Raw genomic sequence first — 21,322 nt, forward strand, 5'->3', positions numbered from 1 at the left:
AATCTCTCGTCTCTATTGTGCAAACATTATACTTCTCTCAATGCATTAGTGAGTTGCCGGATCCAGTTTTTCCTTATCAATGCCAAATTTTTTCATGGCTTTCAGCACCGTTTCTTTTGGTAACTCACCTTGATCAGCTAAAGTATTTAATGTGGCAATAACAATGAATTTTGCATCCACCTCAAAGAAGTGTCGTAAACGAGCACGAGTATCACTACGACCATAACCATCCGTGCCGAGAGTGACAAAAGGAGCCTGCACAAACGGCCGTATTTGATCAGCATATAACTTCATATAATCCGTTGCAGCAATCACCGGTCCTTTTTTACCCGTTAACTGTTGGCTAACATAACTTTGCTGTGGTGCTTTCTCTGGATGCATGCGATTATAACGCTCAACAGTCAAGCCATCGCGACGCAATTCGGTAAAGCTTGTGACACTCCAAACATCAGAAGAAACTGAAAATTCATCCCGCAATAGGTTTGCAGCATGAATGACTTCCCGCAAAATAGCGCCGCATCCTAATAGTTGCACATGATGTTTTAAGGTTTTGCTGCTTTTTTGCAAGAGATACATGCCCTTAAGGATACCTTCCTCTACTCCTTCAGGCATATCAGGATGATGATAGTTTTCATTCATCACAGTAATATAATAAAACACATTATCCTGCTTTTGATACATCCGATACAAACCATGCTGAATGATCACCGCCAGTTCGTAAGCATACGTTGGGTCGTAAGAAACACAATTTGGAATCGTAGAAGCCAACAAATGACTATGCCCATCTTGATGCTGCAATCCTTCTCCGGCTAACGTGGTCCGCCCAGCCGTTCCACCCAGTAAAAAACCACGAGCCTGCATGTCTCCTGCAGCCCACGCCAAATCACCAATACGTTGAAAACCAAACATAGAATAATAAATATAAAATGGAATCATGGGCAACTTATTCGTGCTGTATGAAGTTGCTGCCGCCATCCAAGAAGCAAATGCGCCTGCTTCATTAATTCCTTCTTCTAAAATTTGCCCATCACGAGCCTCACGGTAATACATGACTTGCTCGTGATCGACAGGGGTATATAATTGACCAACTGGAGAATAAATGCCTATTTGACGAAATAAGCCCTCCATGCCAAATGTACGGGATTCATCAGGTACAATGGGAACAATACGCGGACCGATTTCTTTATCCTTCAGCAAAATCGATAAAAGACGAACAAACGCCATTGTCGTAGAAATTTCACGCTCCCCTGAACTCTTAGTTACCGCTGAAAAAGCAGATAAATCAGGAACATTTAATGATTCAAATTCTGTATTACGTACTGGCAAAAATCCACCTAAAGCTTCTCGTTGCTTTCGTAAATACTGTATTTCAGGGCTATCTTCTTCGGGGCGGTAAAAGGGAACTTCTGTAATTTTGTCATCGCTGATAGGAATACTGAAGCGATCACGAAACGCACGCAATTGCTCTATGGTCATTTTCTTTTGTTGATGCGTGATGTTCATGCCTTCACCAGCAGCCCCCATCCCGTATCCTTTAATTGTTTTTGCCAGAATGACGGTTGGACTACCTTGATGCTCAACCGCCCGAGCATAAGCGGCATATACTTTTTGTGGGTCATGGCCGCCACGATTCAATCGCCAGATTTCATCATCCGACAAATGTTCAACCATTTTTTTCAACTCAGGGTACTGACCGAAAAAATGCTGCCGTACATACGCACCATCTTTTGCTTTATAGGCCTGATAATCACCATCAACGCATTCTTCCATACGTTTTTGCATTAAGCCGTCATGATCACGAGCGAATAAAGGATCCCATCGCCCCCCCCAAACCACTTTAATCACATTCCAGCCTGCACCACGAAACAGTCCTTCAAGCTCTTGAATAATTTTGCTGTTTCCTCGTACTGGACCATCGAGACGTTGAAGATTACAGTTCACAACAAAGATGAGATTGTCTAACTTTTCCCGAGCAGCAATGGACAACGCACCTACTGATTCTGGTTCGTCCATTTCACCATCACCAAGAAAAGCCCATACTTTGCGCCCTTCGGTCGCAATTAGCCCCCTATTTTCCAGATATTTTAAAAATCGCGCCTGGTAAATGGCCTGCAAAGGACCTAACCCCATAGATACGGTAGGAAACTGCCAGAAATCATTCATTAACCAAGGATGAGGATAGGAAGACAAGCCATCCGTTTCCACCTCCTGTCTGAAATTACCCAGTTGTTCCTCAGAAAGCCTGCCTTCAAGAAAAGCACGGGCATAAATGCCGGGAGAGGAATGCCCTTGAATATATAACAAATCTCCTAAATGCTTATCTGGACCTTTGAAAAAATAATTAAAGCCAACCTCATATAAGGTTGAAGCAGACGCATACGTTGCAATATGACCGCCCAGTTCAGGAGCATATTTCCCCGCACGTAAAACCATAGCAACAGCATTCCAGCGAATCAAGGCATTAATGCGTTTGCCTATCCCTTCATCGGGTGGCATTTGTTTTTCTTCATGGAGTTTTATTGTATTTCGATAAGGGGTATTGATTGAGCTTGCAATATTAATCCCTTCTGCGCCGGCTTTTTTAAGCAATTCCTTTAATATAAATTCTGCACGCTCATTACCCTCATAAGCAATGACCGCTTTCAAAGCATCCAGCCATTCCCGAGTTTCAACCGGATCAATATCATTAAATTTCTCATCTGTCATGAATATCATTCCTCGTCTATAAAGACTTTTTTAGCAGCAAGTTGGTGCAACTTGCAGACGTTTTTGTATCGTTCCTGCACAAGATTGGACACACATGCGATAATCCGCCAGGCAATTACACGTTGTTTTGCGGCATTGTAGTGGATCACGATAAGATTTCAACTCGCGAGCAATAATTCCACCTTGCATACATTGTTCATGCTTATATTGGTTATAGCTTTTGGCGGCAGATAAATCCGTACAGGTGGAACATCGACGGCAATTATTAGTACATACTGCTTTACATTCATTAAATTGTTTTTCACAGGAAATCCTACATCCAGCTTGTCCCGAGGCAGGCGTTTGCTTGGTGCAACTTGCAAGTAAGATAAATACAAAACAAAAAATTAATCGAATCATGATATACATAATGGTTCACTCTTCTTTAAAATGGTTTGATGCCATTGCTTTTATTGCCCATGTGTCTTTTTCTGGGTGCTAATTTGTTACAGCCATGCCACTATAGTGAAAAAAGCTAGGAAAACCAGCAATACAATGGTGGCATGCTCTACAAGGGTTTCAGCCTTTGGCATCAACAAGGATGCCTGTTCATGACCATCCATGGCATTTAATCCACACGTCTTTAACATCACATGATTATTGTCTGGCGATGTAAGAAAACCATGAGAAAAATAACCAATTCCCATCTGAAAATGCCCTGCCAGCAAGTATAATAACGCGGTCATCCTAGCCGGAAACCAATCCAGGGCTGCCGTCAGAACACTCGCTTGTACTTGTACTTTATTCTGTTTCTGACAAAGGGAAATCAGACGATAGGCCAACACACCCACTGGACCAGAAATAATATACCAAAAAATTACGGCAAATAATTGCCCATTCACCTGAGCCAGGTAATTTCCGACATCATCATGAATCTCTGATTCAGGCGATTGGGGATGGGCAGGATAAAACGGATGACCAGGACCAAGGCAATAATAAAAAATAACAAGATTCAAAAACAATCCGATAAAACCAAATAGAAAATGCGCAAAAAAATAAAAAACAATGCTCGTTGATAAAAGCAAAGGCAATAAAATCATCGCCATTATTATCCATGGATTTGCAAAGATGCTACGTTCAGGTAAGATTTTACTCAATGTATTGAAGTAAGAAGAAAACCAATGAAATCGCTTATGGGCGCTAATATGGACTAAAAAACGCTCACTTAATAGGCAAAGAACAATAATCAAAAGTTTCATTATAAATCCTAATCTTTTCGCATTTTTTCAGACAATGACATGGGCGTCGGGTATTTCAATACCACAACATACGATGAAACGATGAACGTTAAAATTGTTGTAGCCTGAATCAAATTGGATGCTACATCAGATATCAGCTTACTGCTCAAAGCAATGCTTGCGACTAATAAAGAAAATTCACTCGCCTGTCCTAAGCGAACCCCCACTTCTTTTGAAACAGGCCTTTTTTCACCCGCTTTAGCCAATAGAAAATAAAAACACAATGGTTTAAGAAACAATACTAACGCAGCCAGGATTATTGCAGGGATAACCACCTGTGCTGCAAAACTAAAATTAAAAGTCGCGCCAACTGAAAAGAAAAACATCACCAGAAAAAAATCGCGCAACGGTTTGAGGCTTTCAGCAATAAACAGCGAAATCGGACTAGCAGCTAAAGCCACACCAGCCACAAAAGCACCTATATCCTCTGACAGTCCTAATTGATTTGCAAGAATCGATAATCCAAGACACCATCCAATGGAAAGCAAAAAGACATATTCTTGAGTCCGGTCAAAACGGGCCAGCAATTTAACCAGAACATAACGTTCCACAGCGAAAGCAAATAAAATCAAGGCAGGGAGCGCAACACCCACTAAAAGTAAGTCATTCCAAGACAAACTACCATCCTGCCGTGCACCATTGATTAAGATCAACACGACAATAGCAATAAGATCCTGCATCAGCAACACACTGATCATGACTTCCCCAGTATGTTGATGATGAAGAATGGTCGTTGGTAATAGCTTCAGCCCAATAATGGTACTCGAAAACATCATCGCTGCACCAAGTACCCACGACTCAGCAACCGTCAAACCAAACCACCGCCCTATTAAATAGGCAACGGCTGCAAAAAAAACAGAACTAAATAATGCAATCCACGTCACTTTCTTAAGCATATGCACCAGATTTTGTGGCTGTAAATGCAAGCCCAACAAAAAAAGGAGAAACACGATTCCCATATCACCCACTTGTTGTACTGCACTTAAATCAGGGATCAACTGCAATCCCCATGGACCCAACGCTCCACCCAACAAAATATAGGCAACCAATAAGAATTGCCTGGTATAAAGTACGATGGTTGAAAAAACGGCTGCTCCGCCAAAGATTAAAAAAATTGTATAAAAAACTGCACCATCATGCATACACTCAATACCCCGCCATTCAATTCATGCAACCAAAGATACTATCCTTACTTTTATTGATACCGCTCTGCCTATTCATCTTTTTCTTTTTAAAAGAAGATTGGAAAAGAGATTCAATCTAATGGTACCCTTCACCAGCTGATTTACCCCAAAAAACACGATAAGCGTAAAGAGTATATCCTAATAACACCGGCAACATAATCACCACACCAATTAAAATAAAAATAAGGGTCTTATCAGGAGCAGCGGCCTCCCAAATAGTAATGTCATGAGGAATGAGGTACGGATATACGCTGATGCCTATTCCACAATAGGAACAGAGAAATATTACAATGCTATATACAAAAGGTTTAATTTCATGACCGCCAGACAAATTTTTCCACACAAGAAAGATCATCACTGCCGTAATAATCGGCAAGGGCGTCAATAAAAACACATTGGGAAAACTATACCAGCGATTAAATATTTCTTCATTATGCAAGGGCGTCCAAATACTAACAAACACTAAAAAAACAGCCACCATCGTCAAAAACCCCTTCGCCAGATGGGTCATTTTCTTTTGCAAACCTTTTTCACTTTTTATAACCATCCAAGTTGCTCCAAGCAGAGCATAACCACAGATAACTGCAATACCCGTTAGCAGGCTAAACGGCGTCAGCCAGTCAGCATCGCTAATCACTAATGCCGCTTCATTGATATTAAAGCCTTGCACGAAGGATCCTAAAATCACGCCCTGCATAAATGCCGCCATGATGGAACTCATCGCAAACGCCCAGTTCCAAATCGGCTTAGACGTTTCTGCCTTAAAACGAAACTCAAAGCACACGCCACGAAAAATCAACGCAAGCAGCATCAACATAATTGGCATGTAGAGGATGGGCAATAATAGACCATAGACAATGGGGAAAGCGCCATAAAGCATTGCCCCGCCAAAAACCAGCCAGGTTTCGTTACCGTCCCATACAGGCGCTACCGAATTCATCATCAGATCACGCTCACGTTCACTCTGGGTGAACAAAAACAAAATTCCTATCCCTAAATCAAAGCCATCAAGAATGACGTACATGATAATGATAAAAGCGATAAGACATGCAAAAATAAATGGCAACATTATTTCTTGTCTCCAGAATGATCAGTCATGTATTGGAAAGTATGATGCTCCATCTCTTTTTCTTCTGATTTTTCGGGGCCTAAACGAATCGTTTTGAACAGATAATAAAGATAAAAACCGAATATGATGCCATAAGCCAAAACCAATAAAGTCATCGAGATAATCACTTCTTCTTTACCAAGGGCCGACACAGCATCTTTCGTACGCATCAAATAATAAACGACCCAAGGTTGACGACCAATTTCAGCGGTAAACCAGCCAGTAATTGCTGCAATAAAACCAAGCGGCGCCATCAGCAAACTCCATCGATGAAACCATTTTGACGTAAACAGTTTATCACCAGGGCGTAAAAATAACGCAAATAAAGCAGTGATTAGCATCAAAATACCAATACCAACCATAATGCGAAATGAAAAAAATACCGGTGCAACCAATGGCTGATCCTCTCTTGGAACAGAACGTAATCCAAGCAGTTCCCCATCCCACTGATGAGTATTAATTAGACTGGCAAGTTTGGGAATAGAAATAACGTATTCATTTTTTTGCTTTTCCTGTGAGGGCCATGCGAATAACACCAAAGGAGCACCCTTTTGTGTTTCCCAAACACCTTCAATGGCAGCCGTTTTTAATGGCTGATATTTATGCACATTCAAACCGACTGTATCACCGATGATGATTTGTACAGGAACCAAAAATAAAGCGGCCCACATAACAATGGATAACGATTTCCTGGCGATGTCGTCCTGTTTGCTTCTTAACAAAAAATAACTTGCGATACCGGCGATGACAAAACAGGTTGTCGTGTAAGAGGCAAACAGCATATGAAGCATTCTTGCTAAAAATGTGGGGTTAAACACAACGCGCCACCAGTCATCCACAAGGTATTTACCATCAACCCATTGATATCCCGTTGGTGTTTGCATCCAGGAATTAGCCGACATAATCCAAAAAGCAGATAGGGTTGTTCCTATTCCCACGAATAAGGTCGCCGCAAAATGAATTGGCGGCGAAACGCGTTTCCAACCAAAGAGCATGACGCCTAAAAAACCGGCCTCCAGAAAAAAAGCCGTCAACGTTTCATAGGCAAATAGTGCACCAAGCACATTCCCATATTGGGAAATAAATGGCCCGAAATTAGTGCCTATTTGATACGCAAGAACAATTCCTGAAACCACGCCCATACCAAACGTTAACGCAAAAATCTTAACCCAAAATTTACATATCTTCAGATATATGGGATTTTTAGTATAGAGCCAGGTTGCTTCCATGAACACCAGAAACACAGCAAGCCCCAGATTTAATGTGGGAAATAAAATATGAAAACCAATACTAAAAGCAAATTGTATTCTGGAAAGAATTTCAACGACCATGTTTTCCCCTCACGAAAGAGCTATACTTCATCCTTATACTTATGCTTAACAAACACTTTCAACCCATCTTCCGTTAAAGAAAGAAAATTATAATAAGGATCAGCCGTTGTTCTCTCCAGCCATTCATTGGCTATACAAAGATCTGCTAGCCTATAAAGTTCATCCAGACCGACATTGTAACCAAAATTTTGCCGTAACATAGCAACCATATTCTGATCAATATCGAGAAAAACCTTATCATAAGTGGTTCCTCGAGCTTTCACTTCCTCATAAAAAATCCCTAAAAGATCAAATTCATTCATAAAAAATCCCTTTTAACCATAGCAGCGACAATAATCATGACCTAATTTAAGTCTTCCAGCAAACCACATTTCTCGTTTGCCGGCACGGCAATATCCATCATTTTAGGATTAGGCAAATTTAAGGCATTCATTAATTCTATGTATTCCTGCCGTGATTGCACCTGTAATCTAGGATTGAATCTTTTTTCTTCGCCAACAGTGCTTACGGTCATGCCATTATAGTCATGTCCCGGATAAACCAAAATAGAATCAGGCAAAGTCAACAATTGGTTTAATAAACTGTCGTATTGCGTGCCTGGGTCACCATGTTGAAAATCGGTACGTCCAGTTCCACGAATCAATAAAGTATCGCCAGTAAACACTCGATCACTCATTAAAAAACAATAAGAGTCATCCGTATGGCCAGGCGTATAAAGTACTTTAAGTTCGAAACCATCAAAACTCAAACGATCCTGATCACTGAATGTTTTCATAACACATTTGGCTTTGCTTTGTTTTCCCATCATGGTCATGCAATTCAGTTGTTTATTAATATCCCCAAGCCCTGTGATATGATCGGCATGCAAATGCGTATCAAGTGCTGCAACAAGCTTTAAACCAAGTTGATCTATCAATGTTATATATTGATGTACATTTCTCTTAACCGGATCAATGATAACTGCTTCTCGCCCATAATCGGCAGCAATCAAATAAGTATAAGTGGACGATTCATGATCGAATAGTTGTCTAAATAGCATCTTTTACTCCATTTTGTTTATTCATCACCAGTATTGTGCTTAAAACGCGACAATGCATGATTCGCACGTAGCACTGCCGTGTTTATGGCTTCTGCAGGGCTTTTAATACCAGCAAATGCCGCTTCAAGCGATTCGCCATTGATAACACGGATTTGATTTTGCATGCCTGATTGATTTATTTTTGCTCCTATTTGCATTCCCGTCAGTTCGTGTTGCCCTAACAACAGTGATGGATGTGATTTATTTTTTACCAAGGATTGATAAACACCATCCACCCCTAGCGGTAAATACCCTGTGTTCTGATGCCATTGTTGTTGTACTTCGGGTCGCGCAAGATAAATAAAAAAACGAGCAACTCCCTTATATTCCGTAGAAGATAAGCCGGCAACAGCCCACAAAGCCGCTCCACCAGAAATATTGGCATATCGCCGAGGTGTAATCGCTTGATCCAACGGTATGGGAGCTATTCCCAATTTAAAAGGCACCAACTCCATCAAACTATTATAGGCACCAGAAGATTGGCTGTAGAGAGGACATCGGCCACTGGTAAACAACACCGTAGAATCATCAGTCCGTCCGCCATATTCAAAATAATGAAGCCGTTGCCAGCGCACCAAACGTTCAAGATGATGAATAATAGGCAAATTATTATAGAGTGCTTTTGTGCCACGAGCATCAATCATTGGCAAGCCGTGAATTGCAGAAAAAGACTCCAACAAAATCCATGCAGGATGGGCGGATGTATAAACACAAGGATAACCAGCCCGCTTAAGTTTTTCGGCTAATTGTTCTAACTCATCCCACGTTTGCGGAAAGGTTTCAGCAGTATACCCAACGCTTGCTAAAGCATCTGCATTGTAAAACATGGCTGGAACTGAAATATTAAATGGCATCGCCATCAAGTGACCATGGTCGCTATAATAATCACGTACCGCAGGGAAAAAACTGCTTTTCGGTAAATGGATGTCTTGTTCCTGCATCAATTGCTCAACGGGTTTGATAATACCGATAGGCGCCAGCATGGTTGCTTTACCCACTTCAAAAACCTGTATAATCGCCGGTGGTTGTTTTGCCTGGAAAGCTGCAGCAAAACTGGTTAAGCATTCTAAATAATCGCCTTTGTAAATGGGCTTGATGATATAATCCTGCTGACTTTGATTAAATCCTTTCGTTAATTTAGCAACTTCTTCCCCCAATTTTCCTGCCAATGAATGCCATAATATGAGTTCTACTGGCTTGGCGTATAAAGGCATGGGGGCAAATAACACCCATAACCCAAAGATTGCAATCCACATTTTTTTAAAAAAAGAAGTCATGCATCATACAACCATCAAGTTAATAAATCCGGATAATCACTGAAGACAGCATCAACCCCCCAGTTCAATAATTTTTCGGCCTGGCGCCGACGATTCACCGTATAAGCATATACCTTATAATCATATTGTTTGATTTCTTCCACGCGTGATTTTGTTAAAACCCGCTTATTTAAATGCACTGAATAACAATTCAAACGACGAGCCTGTTCAAGCCAATGTTCTTGCCATTGATCCAACAGCAGTCCCAAGGGCATTTCCGGTGAAATGTTGTGACAAAGGTCTAATACTTCCACTTCAAAACTGGATAATAATGGCCAAGGCCTTTCCTGAGGCCAATAACGATTCAGGTGGGTAAGCACCGCCACAGCGGTTTCTTCAGTTTGACCAGGGTAAGGTTTTATTTCAATATTGGCTTGGACTTCTGAGGCGATGAGCCAATCCAGTGCCTCACGCAACGTAGGAATTCTCACCCCTTGATATTGTTTTGAAAACCAGCGTCCTGCATCCAGAGACTTTAACACAGCCGACGTTGTTAAGCCAAACGCCCCCCGTCCATTGGTTGTTCGTTGTAGCGTTTCATCATGAAATATAAACGCTTCACCATCCGCACTTAACATCACGTCAAATTCAATAAAACGGCATCCCATAGCAAGCGCTTTATCAAAAGCAACTAATGTATTCTCAGGGGCATAAGCAGAAGCACCCCGATGACTTATCAACCGTTCCACCTGCAGCAATTCAATTCTCCGATTGACGATTAGAAGCCACTTGTACCATGGCCGTCATGATCAATTCATTACTCACGGTTAACACAGGTGCCGGAGCCGCAATCGCCATGGTATTAATCATTTCGCGTGCTTGATAAGCTTTTGGTTGAGGCATTGAATCACCCTCAATAAACACCATATTGTACACACTGTATGCTTGACCAGCATATATTTTATTTATCCGTGCCAATTCATTTTGTACTTGACCATATAATTGCTCACGCAATGCGTTTTTCACGTGTTGCACTTCTTCAAGACTAGGCTTAAATTCAATGGAGCCAATGTCATAATTTGTGCCCGGCTTACTCACTGACTTTGCATTTTTATACACATCCGCCAAACTTGCTTGATCCACACGTGCTTGAGCCTGAACAGTAAGTTTCTCCAATCCGGAACTATCCTGCGAGCGATCGAATTGCGTTAAATGCCATTCACCCTGTGCTATCTTCGCCAACTGAGCCATAATTTCGGCGCGCGCTTTAACCAATTCAGCATTATTCAATGTGGCATTGATATTTACCGTAAGCAATGCCGTTTTTGTCGTGACCCACTGTTTTGCTGACACTTGAAACGTTATCTTATCAAGCGCTGGTTCGATCGGTATATCCAACGCATATCCCTGTGAATTAAACAAAACCAAACCAAGCAATCCAGCCATTTTTTTCATTTTTTTCTCCAAAATGATAAAAAATCTAGTGTACGCTATGTTTTACTTTTATTCATCCTTGTACACTCGCATTTTCAATTGATTTAGCAACAAAATACGTCTATAACATTACACAATATTTACTAGGGAGTTTTACCCCATGATGTCTATCGATACGTTTGCAAATAATACAATCACCAATTATGACCATGATTTTCTTGATTATGCCTTAACACGAGGATTTGGGGATTTACATTTTAAAGTTGACCCTGAAACGGGCATGAAAGCCATCATAGCCATTCATAGCACTAAACTTGGCCCAGCTCTGGGTGGATGCCGTTTTATTCCTTATCCAGACACCACGTCCGCCTTGTATGACGCCATGCGTCTTGCACGTGGGATGAGTTATAAGGCGGCTTTGGTTAATCTACCTTTGGGAGGTGGTAAAGCCGTTATTATTCAACCGCCTAAAACCTATGATCGCCGCGCCTATCTAACTTGTTTTGGTCAATTTATTAATGAGCTGGGAGGACGCTATATCACCGCTTTGGACAGTGGTACTGAGTTGCGTGACATGGACATCATCGCCGAGCAAACGTCTTATGTGGCCAGTTTGTCCAGTCACAATGGTGATCCTTCTCCTTATACTGCCAAAGGAATATTACGCGGAATACAAGCAGCCGTACTGTTCAAATTAGGAAAAGAGAATTTAAATGGATTACATATTGCTATTCAGGGATTAGGGCATGTAGGCTACTTATTAGCTCGCCATCTTCATGAATTAGGCGTGCAGCTTACTGTCGCTGATATTGATCCCAAACGCGTGCAACAAGCGGTAAAAGAATTCGGTGCCACAGCCACCACCACCGACAACATTCATAAAGTTCCCTGCGATGTATTTTCTCCCTGTGCACTTGGTGCAATCATTAATGATATTTCTATTAATCAATTGCAAACCACCATCATTGCTGGTGCTGCCAATAACCAACTTGCCCATACTTACCACGGACAAAAATTACATGATAGGGGCATACTCTATGCCACCGATTATGTCATTAATGCCGGCGGGCTTATTTTTGCTGCCAGCAAGTATTTACATACACACGAAGAACTTGTGAATGAACAAATAGACGGAATCGGTACCACTCTGTTGCAGATATTTACTCGCTCCCAGAATGAAAATCGTCCGGTCAGTGAAATTGCTGACACACTTGCGCAGGAAAAACTAGCCTAAGAGGATAGGATGAAACATTTAAATTTGACGCCTGCTTTGTACGAATACATGCTGGATGTTTCACTCAATGAGCACCCAGCATTGCAAGCCTTACGGATAGAGACTGCTAAATTGCCTCTTGCCATGATGCAAATATCGCCCGAGCAAGGCCAATTCATGCAGCTGCTTATTCGTCTCATTAATGCTAAAAAAGTATTAGAAATCGGTACTTTTACAGGGTACAGCGCGTTAGCATTGGCATTAGCCTTACCAGAAGATGGCCACTTAATCACTTGTGACATTAATGAAGAATGGACAAGCAAAGCCCATCCTTTCTGGCAACGCGCAAAACAAGATAATAAAATTGAATTACGTTTGGCGCCTGCCCTTAATACCCTTCATCAATTATTAAACGAAGGATTTTCCCATTCCTTTGATTTTATATTTATCGATGCTGATAAAAGCAATTACGTCAATTATTATGAGTTGGCATTACAATTAATTCGCCCGCAAGGTCTCATTATCATCGATAATGTTCTTTGGGGCGGTAAAGTCATCGACGAGCAGGAAACAGGAAATCAAACTCGAGAAATTCGCAGATTAAATGAATTGCTTAAACACGATAAGCGTGTATACACCAGCTTACTAGCTGTTAGTGACGGCTTGTTCTTGGTACAACCTAAAAATCCAATATAGCACAGAATCAATGACTACAAGGAAGGAGCACACAATGAATCATTCTTCAAAAGAAAATCCATGTGGCCTGAATGGTTTTGCCTTTCTCGAATTCTCAGGCCCTGATAAAACATTTCTACACCGCCAATTTTCTGAACTGGGATTTTATCCACTTAAAACCCATGTTAAAGAAGATATTACTTTATACGAGCAAGGTCACATTCAGTTCATCCTCAATGCATCTCAAAACAGTCAGGCCGAACAACACGCCAAAATACATGGGGCAGGAGCCTGTGCGATGGGATTTCAGGTAGAAGATGCAGAGCTTGCTTTTGCCCATGCCATTAAGCGTGGTGCCACACCTTTTAAAGATGTCAAGCATGCTAACCACAAATTACCCGCCATCGAAGCAATAGGTGGCAGCGTGATTTATTTTGTTGACCGTAAACACCAACCATTTTCTGGACAATGGACACAAACGTCAGATAATACGAGTGCTAGAAAAACCACCGGTTTAACTGAGATTGATCATCTAACGCATAATGTTTATCGTGGGAATATGGATAAATGGGCGCATTTTTATGAGTCCATTTTCAATTTTCAGGAAATCCGTTTTTTTAATATTACCGGGCAAATGACTGGTTTGGTCAGCCGTGCTTTGGCAAGCCCTTGCGGAAAAATTAAAATTCCTTTAAATGAATCCAAAGATGATCTCTCTCAAATCGAAGAATTTCTCCATGAATATCATGGTGAAGGGATTCAGCATGTGGCACTAAGTACTGAAAATATCTATGCAACCGTCCATACTTTAAGGAAGAATGGTGTTTCTTTTCTTGATGTGCCAGATACCTATTATGAAATGATTGCTGAACGGATTCCCTGGCACCAAGAACCTGTTAATCAACTGCAAGCAGAAAAAATTCTGATTGATGGTGAGAAAAATCCTGAATTGGGATTATTATTGCAGATTTTTACTGAAAATATTTTCGGCCCAGTATTTTTCGAGATTATTCAACGCCGTGGCAATCAAGGATTTGGTGAAGGAAATTTTCAGGCATTATTTGAAGCCATCGAACGTGACCAAATCAGACGTGGCACATTACAGGAAACGAACTAAAAATAAGACATTAAACGTTTACCCAGACCAAGGAAGGGCAAGATCATACCCTTTAGAGCAGATAATAGACTATTATAATCAACACATTTGATCTTATTATTGTCATTCCTGCGCAGGCAGGAATCCATTTCTACAGAACACTGCACCATCTTAGAAGGCAAATTCCCGACTGCGCGGGAATGACACCAGTATTACATTATATGGTCAAAGTATGATTTTTCCCTACTACCAAAGGACCCCTAATAATAGTCAAACCAAAACATTTACGATAAAATGGCATATCATTCACTGGCCCTAGGAAACACACCAGTGAATTGTTCTTTATTATAAAGGAATAGTCAAATGAGTTATGGAAAACCAACCGCAAGATCTAAACAATTAAAGTTATCTCCCCCCAAAAGGCCACTCTTGACTGTACCGAAAACAAGCCAAGAAAGCTTAAGTCAGCTTCATATCACTCAACAACAGATTTCGGATATAAAACGCTATCTTAATGCCATCATTGCCTCTCTGCAAGATGATACAAGCTTGATAACTAAGGCTGCGAATGTTTGGGGGAAAATACCAACTTGGCAAAAAATTGTTATAGGTATCGGCGTATTTGGTGCACTCATTGCTCTTGGAGTTTTCGCACAGTTAATGATTCTTACCATCATTGGCAGCCTTGGTGGTATTGGATATTTAGGGGCCAGTTTATTACTAGACGATCATTACAGCGAGCATAAACAAGCAAAGGAAAACTTGAAAAATGGGGTATATGCCTTAGTGGATCTCTTCGATACAATCATCCAAGCATTAAATAAAATTCGCATGCAACTGACGCAAGAAATTGAGCACTTTCAAGAAGAAAACACACAATTCAAAATAAGCATCCAAACCTTGAATGAAGAAATCACAGTTCTTGGCCAAGAAGTTAGGAAATTATCCACCACCCAACAAGCTCTTCATATAACTGAACATAAACTATCTCGACTCCATGAAGAATATCAACAAACGAAAGAAGCATTACAAGAAAAAATTAATGAATTAGCACAGTTACAAACTGCATCTTTACTGGAAATTGAAAAACTGCGAAAAATCAATCTTACCCTGCAAAGTACCATACAAGTTTTATCCAATACAGTCATTGAAGATGAAGCACAACGTCGTGAATTTTTAAATCGCCTGGAAACTTTTCTTGCCGATAGCACCGCTAGCTTTCATTTGGTTGCAGACAGAATTTGTGAAGCAGAACGTGAACTTGCGCGAGTCAAGGAAGAGCTTAAGCTCAGTAATCAGCGTTATGCTGAGTTGCTTGACAAGCATGCCGCTCAACTCAGTCGGCTTGAACGCCTGGGAAAAATAATACCACTTGCTTTTCATGAACCAGCAACTACATCACCACAAATTAAACTCAGCATATACAATCATAAAGCAAGTGGCATGATCTCGAAAACTCCTTTTAACGATTCCTATCATGAACAATTAAGATATTTACCTTATTAAAAGGAATCTATGTTTGATGCCGTAATTTTTGACAGGCAAAGTTGCTCATGGCTTCAAAGAACTGCTCCTTAAAATTGTGGTTCAAGAGTATACGCCTCTTCACTATAATTCTGTGACTATTAGTGCCAATCTTCAGGCTCCAAAGGAACTAAAATCCACAAAATAATATAAGCCAAGAAAGCAGAACCACCAATAAAGAAAAACAAGATAAAAATTAATCGCATCCACGTGGGATCAATGCCAAAATGTTGTGCCAAGCCACCACATACGCCAGCCAGCATGCGTTCCCGCCGCGAACGATAGAGCTTCTTATAAGGCTTTGACATTTGTTTCATACAATAGCTTCTGCCACCATAAAGCGAAATCTAATACAATTTTATGACATTCATAGTCTCGGAGCAAAGCAAAACCTCTCCATTTAACGAATGCTCGTAAATCAAAACTCAAATATTCCTCCTTTTTTAAAGGGAGGTTAGGAGGGATTTTTAATCAAGAAAGCACTGATCAGCATTACCAATAATACGCACTAAAGAGTAGAAACACTCCTATAACTAAAAAAACCACTCCCACAACAGTGATTCTTGCAGGGTGCTCTAAAAACGCATGTCCCATTTTAGTCGCAACTTCCGGAAAAAAGAGTCTGATCAAGCCACTCAGCAGGACGAGCCATGCCAGCAAAGTCACCACAACAGGCCAGCCCACGACCCATACATTATGACTAACCACTAACAACAGTCCTAGTATTAAAGTAATAACCGCCAAAATAAACAGCAATGCACGATGAGCCATAATTTCACTCATCACAGGCCTTATAATTTCCTGTTTGAAAATCAATAGCAGACTCATAATCACTAGATACCAACCGATGACCGTTGCTAAAAATATTGTAGTCATCATAACATCCTCACATATTATTCCCTTCTATAAAGTATAGTTTATTGTGAAAATATTATACAAATTGGTTGGATCATCGCTTTATAGAAAAGTGTTAGAAAAAAGGCTTATCCACAGAATTTGTAGATAAGCCCATTAATGTGCTCATTAAACCCTGTGGCACAGTAATATGGATAAATTCAGAAATTAATCAATCACATCGTTGGCCTCACTCCAGGCTCTTCTGCCTTATCCTTAATATGGGCCTCTTCCAGAACACGTTCTGTTGGTGCTAAAATCATTTTTTTAAAGTCTTCCCAGGCAATTGGTTTTCCCGCTCTATCTGTTGCCACAGGCTTAGTAACGCCCAGATGTTCTCCATTAGGTACACCCTTCTCATAAGCATTTCTTATAACCCGCCAAACCTGTGATTCGGAAGGAATGAATTTCTCGAAACCATGTTTTACTCGACTCTCAATAGCATCAAAAAATTCAGGTTCAATCCTCACACCCATTTTCATCGCTTTTTTAAGAATTTCATTTTCCCAAACCGTTGTTAAAAGAACGGCATTTGGTTCACGAAGATCAAAATGACCAAGCTCTGCTTGAATTCTGAAATAATTTAATGCCATATTACCATTTGGCACCACCGTACCTCGCAAATCCACGGCCTTTGTTGTTGATGCACCTGCTGCTGAAAAAAATGTTTTAATAGCATCCGGGTTAGGCGCCGTATCGACAAACCTCAATCTACTCGGCTCTCCTGTCACCAATTCACGATCTAACTTGAATCCCATGGCTGAGTAGATTTGTGATATCTCTACACGCATTTCAATCTTTTTACCACTAAATAAGTTTTTACCAGTAACAAGCACAGTTCCATCAGGCAAAGGGTCGCTTATTTTAGAGTCTTCAAGACGAACCGCCGCATGTAATACACCTTTAAGATCAGGTAAAAGTCTATCACCCGGAGGAATCAGGTGAACAATGGGTCCTAAATTACCAAAATCACGGCATGCCCAGTAAGCATTCAATCCGCTTCCTACTATAATGCGCGGAATGTTTGATTCTTTTTTGGATACTGAATAAGCATCGCCAAAATGTTGTACTGGAATTCCTTCCAGCCCAATAGGTACACGACCTGTATGCACGATCTCATAATTCCCATCACCAACACTTTCAGTTCTACCATTGCAGTGAATGATCACGCCACTTGGAGTTCCTTCAATGCGGGCAATAGAGTCTTCAATCAAATGAATTCCTCGTTCACGTATTTGCCGTCTTTGTTCTTTCTCAATTGCGGCCATCATGCCAAACGTCAGCAATTCATAATCATCAAATTTAGGAAACAGTTTTGCTGCAATATCTCGGCTTACCTGCGGAAGATAACGCATAGGTTGCCCCCATGGTTGTCCCTCCCAATCGTCGTGTATACTTAACAACCAAGATGGAGCGCTGACAAGCGTTGTCATTTCACAAAGCTCTGGACTCTTTTGGACTTGCGCTAATACACTCGCTTGTGAAGCCAAGCCACCAATAATCACTCTGTGACTTACATAGCTTACTTCAGGAATATCCATAAGAACAATAGATCTGTGACTACGACCAACGATGACTGGCCCAGAAAATTGCATCGAAGAATATCTTCGAACTTTTGCAAGTCCCAAAGCATTTTGTACTTTCGAACCAGAAAATTGTGTTACCTGAGATGTTCGACTTGCCCCAATCCGTAACATGAAGTTACCTCGCTCAATAATTAATTTAAACATAAATTTTACACTATAATTATTAATTAATTATTAAGAGAAATAATTAGGCATTCATGCGCCTCTGTGCAGGACAAAACATCATGAAGATGCTCATTTTATATCAAAAGAATAAACTTTTGATTTATTTACAGAATGGTTTGATTTTGAAGTCTATCCACAAGTTTTGACCTTTTAATGACCTTCAATAATAGATTGCAAGAACCACTTGACTATTTTTACTCCACTCACTAGTATGGGTAAATCGTCTTTAATTTTATGGATAAATTATGTTAGCACGAACCGCCATCCGTTCTTTGCTTGCAGAAGCAAGACCAACAGCCATCAGAAGTACAGTGCCGGCGGCACGAGCTCTATCTAGTTTACGTTTTTTTTCCGAAACACCTAATTTTCACCCCCATAGCGAAGAATATCTTGCGGCGCAACGGGCAGCAATGTCCCGTGCAGAGATATCAACGGAAATCACCCGCTTGCCAGAAGGCACACGTCTTATAGGACCTAACGTGCAAGTTCAGGAGCCTCATCTCATGGGTAGTGTTCCCGTATACACACGTGAATCGTTACCCAAACTAAGCGAAAGAGAAAAACAAACTCTTTTAGACATGAAAGAGAAATATTTTGGAAGACTCGTGGAATATGAAGTACCAAAGGAAATCGATTGTGTGACTGGTAAAACCGACCATGGTGAACCGGTCTTTTACGTTCATCATCGAGCTCTGGCTATGAAGCGTTCTCGTGAGCCCCTCGACGAGTTAATTACTGAACCAACTACATCGTCCACACCTAAACCTTAACAAAAGCATCATCGTCTTATTCGAACAGTCTTGTTCGAACATCAATAATTGGCAGGTTGAACCCAACATCAACCCGCCAACCTTCTCCTTTTTGTTATCCGATTCTACTTTTGCTAAAAATCATACTTGTGAACATATTATACAGATCAGTTGGCTTATCCCCTTTATGGGAAATAGTACAGGAGAAAGGCTTACCCGCAAAATTCGTAGATAAGCCTATGATGTGCTCTTTAACCTATGACGCAGCATCATAAATTAATGGTCACATCGTTGGCCTCACTCCAGGCTCTTCTGCCTTATCCTTAATATGGGCTTCTTCCAGAACACGTTCTGTTGGTGCTAAAATCATTTTTTCAAAGTCTTCCCAGGCGATTGGTTTTCCCGCTCTATCTGTTGCCACAGGCTTAGTAACGCCCAGATGTTCTCCATTAGGTACACCCTTCTCATAAGCATTTCTTATAATCCGCCAAACCTGTGATTCGGAAGGAATGAATTTCTCGAAACCATGTTTTACTCGACTCTCAATAGCATCAAAAAATTCAGGTTCAATCCTCACACCCATTTTCATCGCTTTTTTAAGAATTTCATTTTCCCAAACCGTTGTTAAAAGAACGGCATTTGGTTCACGAAGATCAAAATGACCAAGCTCTGCTTGAATTCTGAAATAATTTAATGCCATATTACCATTTGGCACCACCGTACCTCGCAAATCCATTGCCTTTACAGTTGATTCGCCCGGGGTTGAAAGCGAATGAAATGTTCTAATAGCATCCGGACTAGGCGCTGTATCAACAAATCTCAACCTACTTGCGTCCCCTGTCACCAACTCGCGGGCTAACCTAAAACCCATGGCTGAGTAGACTTGCGATTCCTCCACACGCATTTCAATTTTTTTACCACTAAATAAATCTTTACCAATAATGAGGACAGTTTTATCAGGTAATGGATCTATTTGAGATTCTTCCAGTTGAACGGCTGCATGTAAAACCCCTTTTAGATCAGACAAAACCCTATCACCCGGAGGAATCAGGTGAACAATGGGTCCTAAATTACCAAAATCACGACACGCCCAGAACGCATTCAATCCGCTGCCCACGATAATTCGCGGAATGTCTGATTCTTTTTTGGATACTGAATAAGCATCGCCAAAATGTTGTACTGGGATTCCTTCTGGCCCAATAGGCACGCGCCCCGTATGGACGATCTCATAATTCCCATCAGTACCAACTCGTTCAGTTATGCCGCTGCGGTGAATAATCACACCTTTTGAAGTTCCCTCAATGCGACCAACAGGATCTTCAATCACATGAAACCCTCTTTCACGTAATTGCCGTCTTTGTTCTTTCTCAATTGCGGCCATCATTCCAAAGGTCATCAAACGTTGATCAGAAAATTCAGGGAAAAGTATTTTTGCAATATCTTGGCTTACCTGCGGAAGATAACGTATAGGCTGTCCCCATAGTTGTTTGTGCCAGTCTGGGTGAACCCTTAACAACCAGGATGGAGTACTGACAACGGTTGTCATTTCACAAATCCCAGGGTTCTCTTTGGCTTGCGCTAACAAACTCGCATGCGTCGCCATACCACCGATAAGTACTCTATGACTCACACGCCTTGGTTCATGCCTCTCGCTAGAAACAACTCTTGGGCTAGGTCCGACCATAACAGGCCCTGTAAATGGTGGCACTGAGGCAAATCCTCGACTCACTGAAAGATCTAAGGCGTGCAGTAATCTCGGACTAGAAAATCTTCTTAGCGGTAGTAATGCTCGGCTTCCAGTTCGCAACATGATGTCACCTCGCTCAATGATTAGTTTATATATAAATTTTACACTATAATTATTAATTAATTATTAAGAAAAATAATTGGACATACATGAATCTCTTGGACAAACATGCTAATCTGAATCAGAAAAGCAATATCCCACGGACATTGATAATCCATAGGAGAGGGACGATGAAAAAAAACGATGAAATCACCCTAATTATTTTAAGACCCCGTGCACTGTTTTATGCCTGGGTAACT

The 21,322-nt window shown here is 40.9% G+C and carries 20 protein-coding genes; 5 read left to right on the forward strand and 15 right to left on the reverse strand.

Annotated elements, in window-relative coordinates; all coding sequences use genetic code 11:
* Positions 1-45: 45 nt before the first annotated feature.
* From aceE to E1O52_RS04305, 11 genes are all read right to left on the reverse strand, one after another.
* Positions 46-2,706 carry a pyruvate dehydrogenase (acetyl-transferring), homodimeric type gene (gene aceE, locus E1O52_RS04255; RefSeq protein WP_133127459.1) on the reverse strand — a complete coding sequence of 887 codons (2,661 nt, stop codon included), beginning with the start codon at positions 2,704-2,706 and terminating at the stop codon, positions 46-48.
* A gap of 30 nt (positions 2,707-2,736) precedes the next feature.
* Complete coding sequence (locus E1O52_RS04260) at positions 2,737-3,114, reverse strand: acyltransferase (protein WP_133127460.1); 378 nt, start codon at positions 3,112-3,114, stop codon at positions 2,737-2,739.
* Between the two features lie 77 nt (positions 3,115-3,191).
* Positions 3,192-3,944 (reverse strand): regulatory signaling modulator protein AmpE, encoded by a 753-nt coding sequence (ampE, locus tag E1O52_RS04265; protein WP_133127461.1) that lies wholly within the window; start codon positions 3,942-3,944, stop codon positions 3,192-3,194.
* Positions 3,945-3,952: 8 nt separating this feature from the next.
* Entirely contained in the window at positions 3,953-5,125 is a 1,173-nt protein-coding gene (locus tag E1O52_RS04270; RefSeq protein ID WP_133127462.1) for a cation:proton antiporter, read from the reverse strand.
* A gap of 118 nt (positions 5,126-5,243) precedes the next feature.
* A complete protein-coding gene (cydB, locus tag E1O52_RS04275) occupies positions 5,244-6,236 on the reverse strand; it encodes a cytochrome d ubiquinol oxidase subunit II (RefSeq protein ID WP_133127463.1) in 993 nt (330 codons plus the stop codon).
* On the reverse strand, positions 6,236-7,606 hold the full coding sequence (locus tag E1O52_RS04280; RefSeq protein WP_133127464.1) for a cytochrome ubiquinol oxidase subunit I: 1,371 nt from the start codon (positions 7,604-7,606) through the stop codon (positions 6,236-6,238). Before E1O52_RS04280 ends, cydB begins: the two co-directional genes overlap by 1 nt.
* A gap of 20 nt (positions 7,607-7,626) precedes the next feature.
* The gene (locus E1O52_RS04285; RefSeq protein WP_133127465.1) at positions 7,627-7,908 is read right to left on the reverse strand and encodes a hypothetical protein; all 282 of its coding nucleotides are present in this window, start codon (positions 7,906-7,908) and stop codon (positions 7,627-7,629) included.
* 41 nt (positions 7,909-7,949) lie between these two features.
* Positions 7,950-8,645: an MBL fold metallo-hydrolase gene (locus E1O52_RS04290; RefSeq protein ID WP_133127466.1), complete on the reverse strand. Its 696-nt coding sequence runs from the start codon at positions 8,643-8,645 to the stop codon at positions 7,950-7,952.
* A gap of 17 nt (positions 8,646-8,662) precedes the next feature.
* Complete coding sequence (locus E1O52_RS04295; protein ID WP_133127497.1) at positions 8,663-9,940, reverse strand: extracellular solute-binding protein; 1,278 nt, start codon at positions 9,938-9,940, stop codon at positions 8,663-8,665.
* A gap of 35 nt (positions 9,941-9,975) precedes the next feature.
* On the reverse strand, positions 9,976-10,695 hold the full coding sequence (ugpQ, locus tag E1O52_RS04300; protein ID WP_207384176.1) for a glycerophosphodiester phosphodiesterase: 720 nt from the start codon (positions 10,693-10,695) through the stop codon (positions 9,976-9,978).
* A gap of 4 nt (positions 10,696-10,699) precedes the next feature.
* Positions 10,700-11,395: a hypothetical protein gene (locus E1O52_RS04305; RefSeq protein WP_133127468.1), complete on the reverse strand. Its 696-nt coding sequence runs from the start codon at positions 11,393-11,395 to the stop codon at positions 10,700-10,702.
* 139 nt (positions 11,396-11,534) lie between these two features.
* On the opposite strand from E1O52_RS04305, the gene E1O52_RS04310 reads away from it, so the two are divergent.
* The 4 genes from E1O52_RS04310 to E1O52_RS04325 all read left to right on the forward strand — a co-directional run bounded on the left by E1O52_RS04310 (position 11,535) and on the right by E1O52_RS04325 (position 15,864).
* A complete protein-coding gene (locus E1O52_RS04310) occupies positions 11,535-12,608 on the forward strand; it encodes a Leu/Phe/Val dehydrogenase (RefSeq protein WP_133127469.1) in 1,074 nt (357 codons plus the stop codon).
* Between the two features lie 9 nt (positions 12,609-12,617).
* Positions 12,618-13,283: a class I SAM-dependent methyltransferase gene (locus E1O52_RS04315; RefSeq protein ID WP_133127470.1), complete on the forward strand. Its 666-nt coding sequence runs from the start codon at positions 12,618-12,620 to the stop codon at positions 13,281-13,283.
* 34 nt (positions 13,284-13,317) lie between these two features.
* Positions 13,318-14,379, forward strand: coding sequence for a 4-hydroxyphenylpyruvate dioxygenase (gene hppD, locus E1O52_RS04320; protein ID WP_133127471.1), 1,062 nt, complete (start codon positions 13,318-13,320; stop codon positions 14,377-14,379).
* A gap of 342 nt (positions 14,380-14,721) precedes the next feature.
* Positions 14,722-15,864, forward strand: a complete 1,143-nt coding sequence (locus E1O52_RS04325) for a hypothetical protein (RefSeq protein ID WP_133127472.1) — start codon at positions 14,722-14,724, stop codon at positions 15,862-15,864.
* Between the two features lie 119 nt (positions 15,865-15,983).
* Here the strand turns inward: E1O52_RS04325 and E1O52_RS04330 are convergent, their stop codons facing one another.
* The 3 genes from E1O52_RS04330 to E1O52_RS04340 all read right to left on the reverse strand — a co-directional run bounded on the left by E1O52_RS04330 (position 15,984) and on the right by E1O52_RS04340 (position 18,506).
* The gene (locus E1O52_RS04330; protein ID WP_242602153.1) at positions 15,984-16,199 is read right to left on the reverse strand and encodes a PspC domain-containing protein; all 216 of its coding nucleotides are present in this window, start codon (positions 16,197-16,199) and stop codon (positions 15,984-15,986) included.
* A 175-nt stretch (positions 16,200-16,374) separates the two neighbouring features.
* Entirely contained in the window at positions 16,375-16,761 is a 387-nt protein-coding gene (locus tag E1O52_RS04335; protein ID WP_242602154.1) for a hypothetical protein, read from the reverse strand.
* Between the two features lie 191 nt (positions 16,762-16,952).
* Positions 16,953-18,506, reverse strand: coding sequence for a hypothetical protein (locus E1O52_RS04340; RefSeq protein ID WP_133127473.1), 1,554 nt, complete (start codon positions 18,504-18,506; stop codon positions 16,953-16,955).
* A 266-nt stretch (positions 18,507-18,772) separates the two neighbouring features.
* On the opposite strand from E1O52_RS04340, the gene E1O52_RS04345 reads away from it, so the two are divergent.
* Positions 18,773-19,297, forward strand: a complete 525-nt coding sequence (locus E1O52_RS04345; RefSeq protein WP_133127474.1) for a hypothetical protein — start codon at positions 18,773-18,775, stop codon at positions 19,295-19,297.
* A gap of 262 nt (positions 19,298-19,559) precedes the next feature.
* Here E1O52_RS04345 and E1O52_RS04350 read toward each other — a convergent pair whose 3' ends face one another.
* Positions 19,560-21,086 (reverse strand): hypothetical protein, encoded by a 1,527-nt coding sequence (locus E1O52_RS04350; RefSeq protein WP_133127475.1) that lies wholly within the window; start codon positions 21,084-21,086, stop codon positions 19,560-19,562.
* Positions 21,087-21,322: the final 236 nt, after the last annotated feature.

Origin of the sequence: Legionella nagasakiensis, assembly GCF_900639915.1 — a bacterium.
GTDB classification, from domain to species: domain Bacteria; phylum Pseudomonadota; class Gammaproteobacteria; order Legionellales; family Legionellaceae; genus Legionella_A; species Legionella_A nagasakiensis.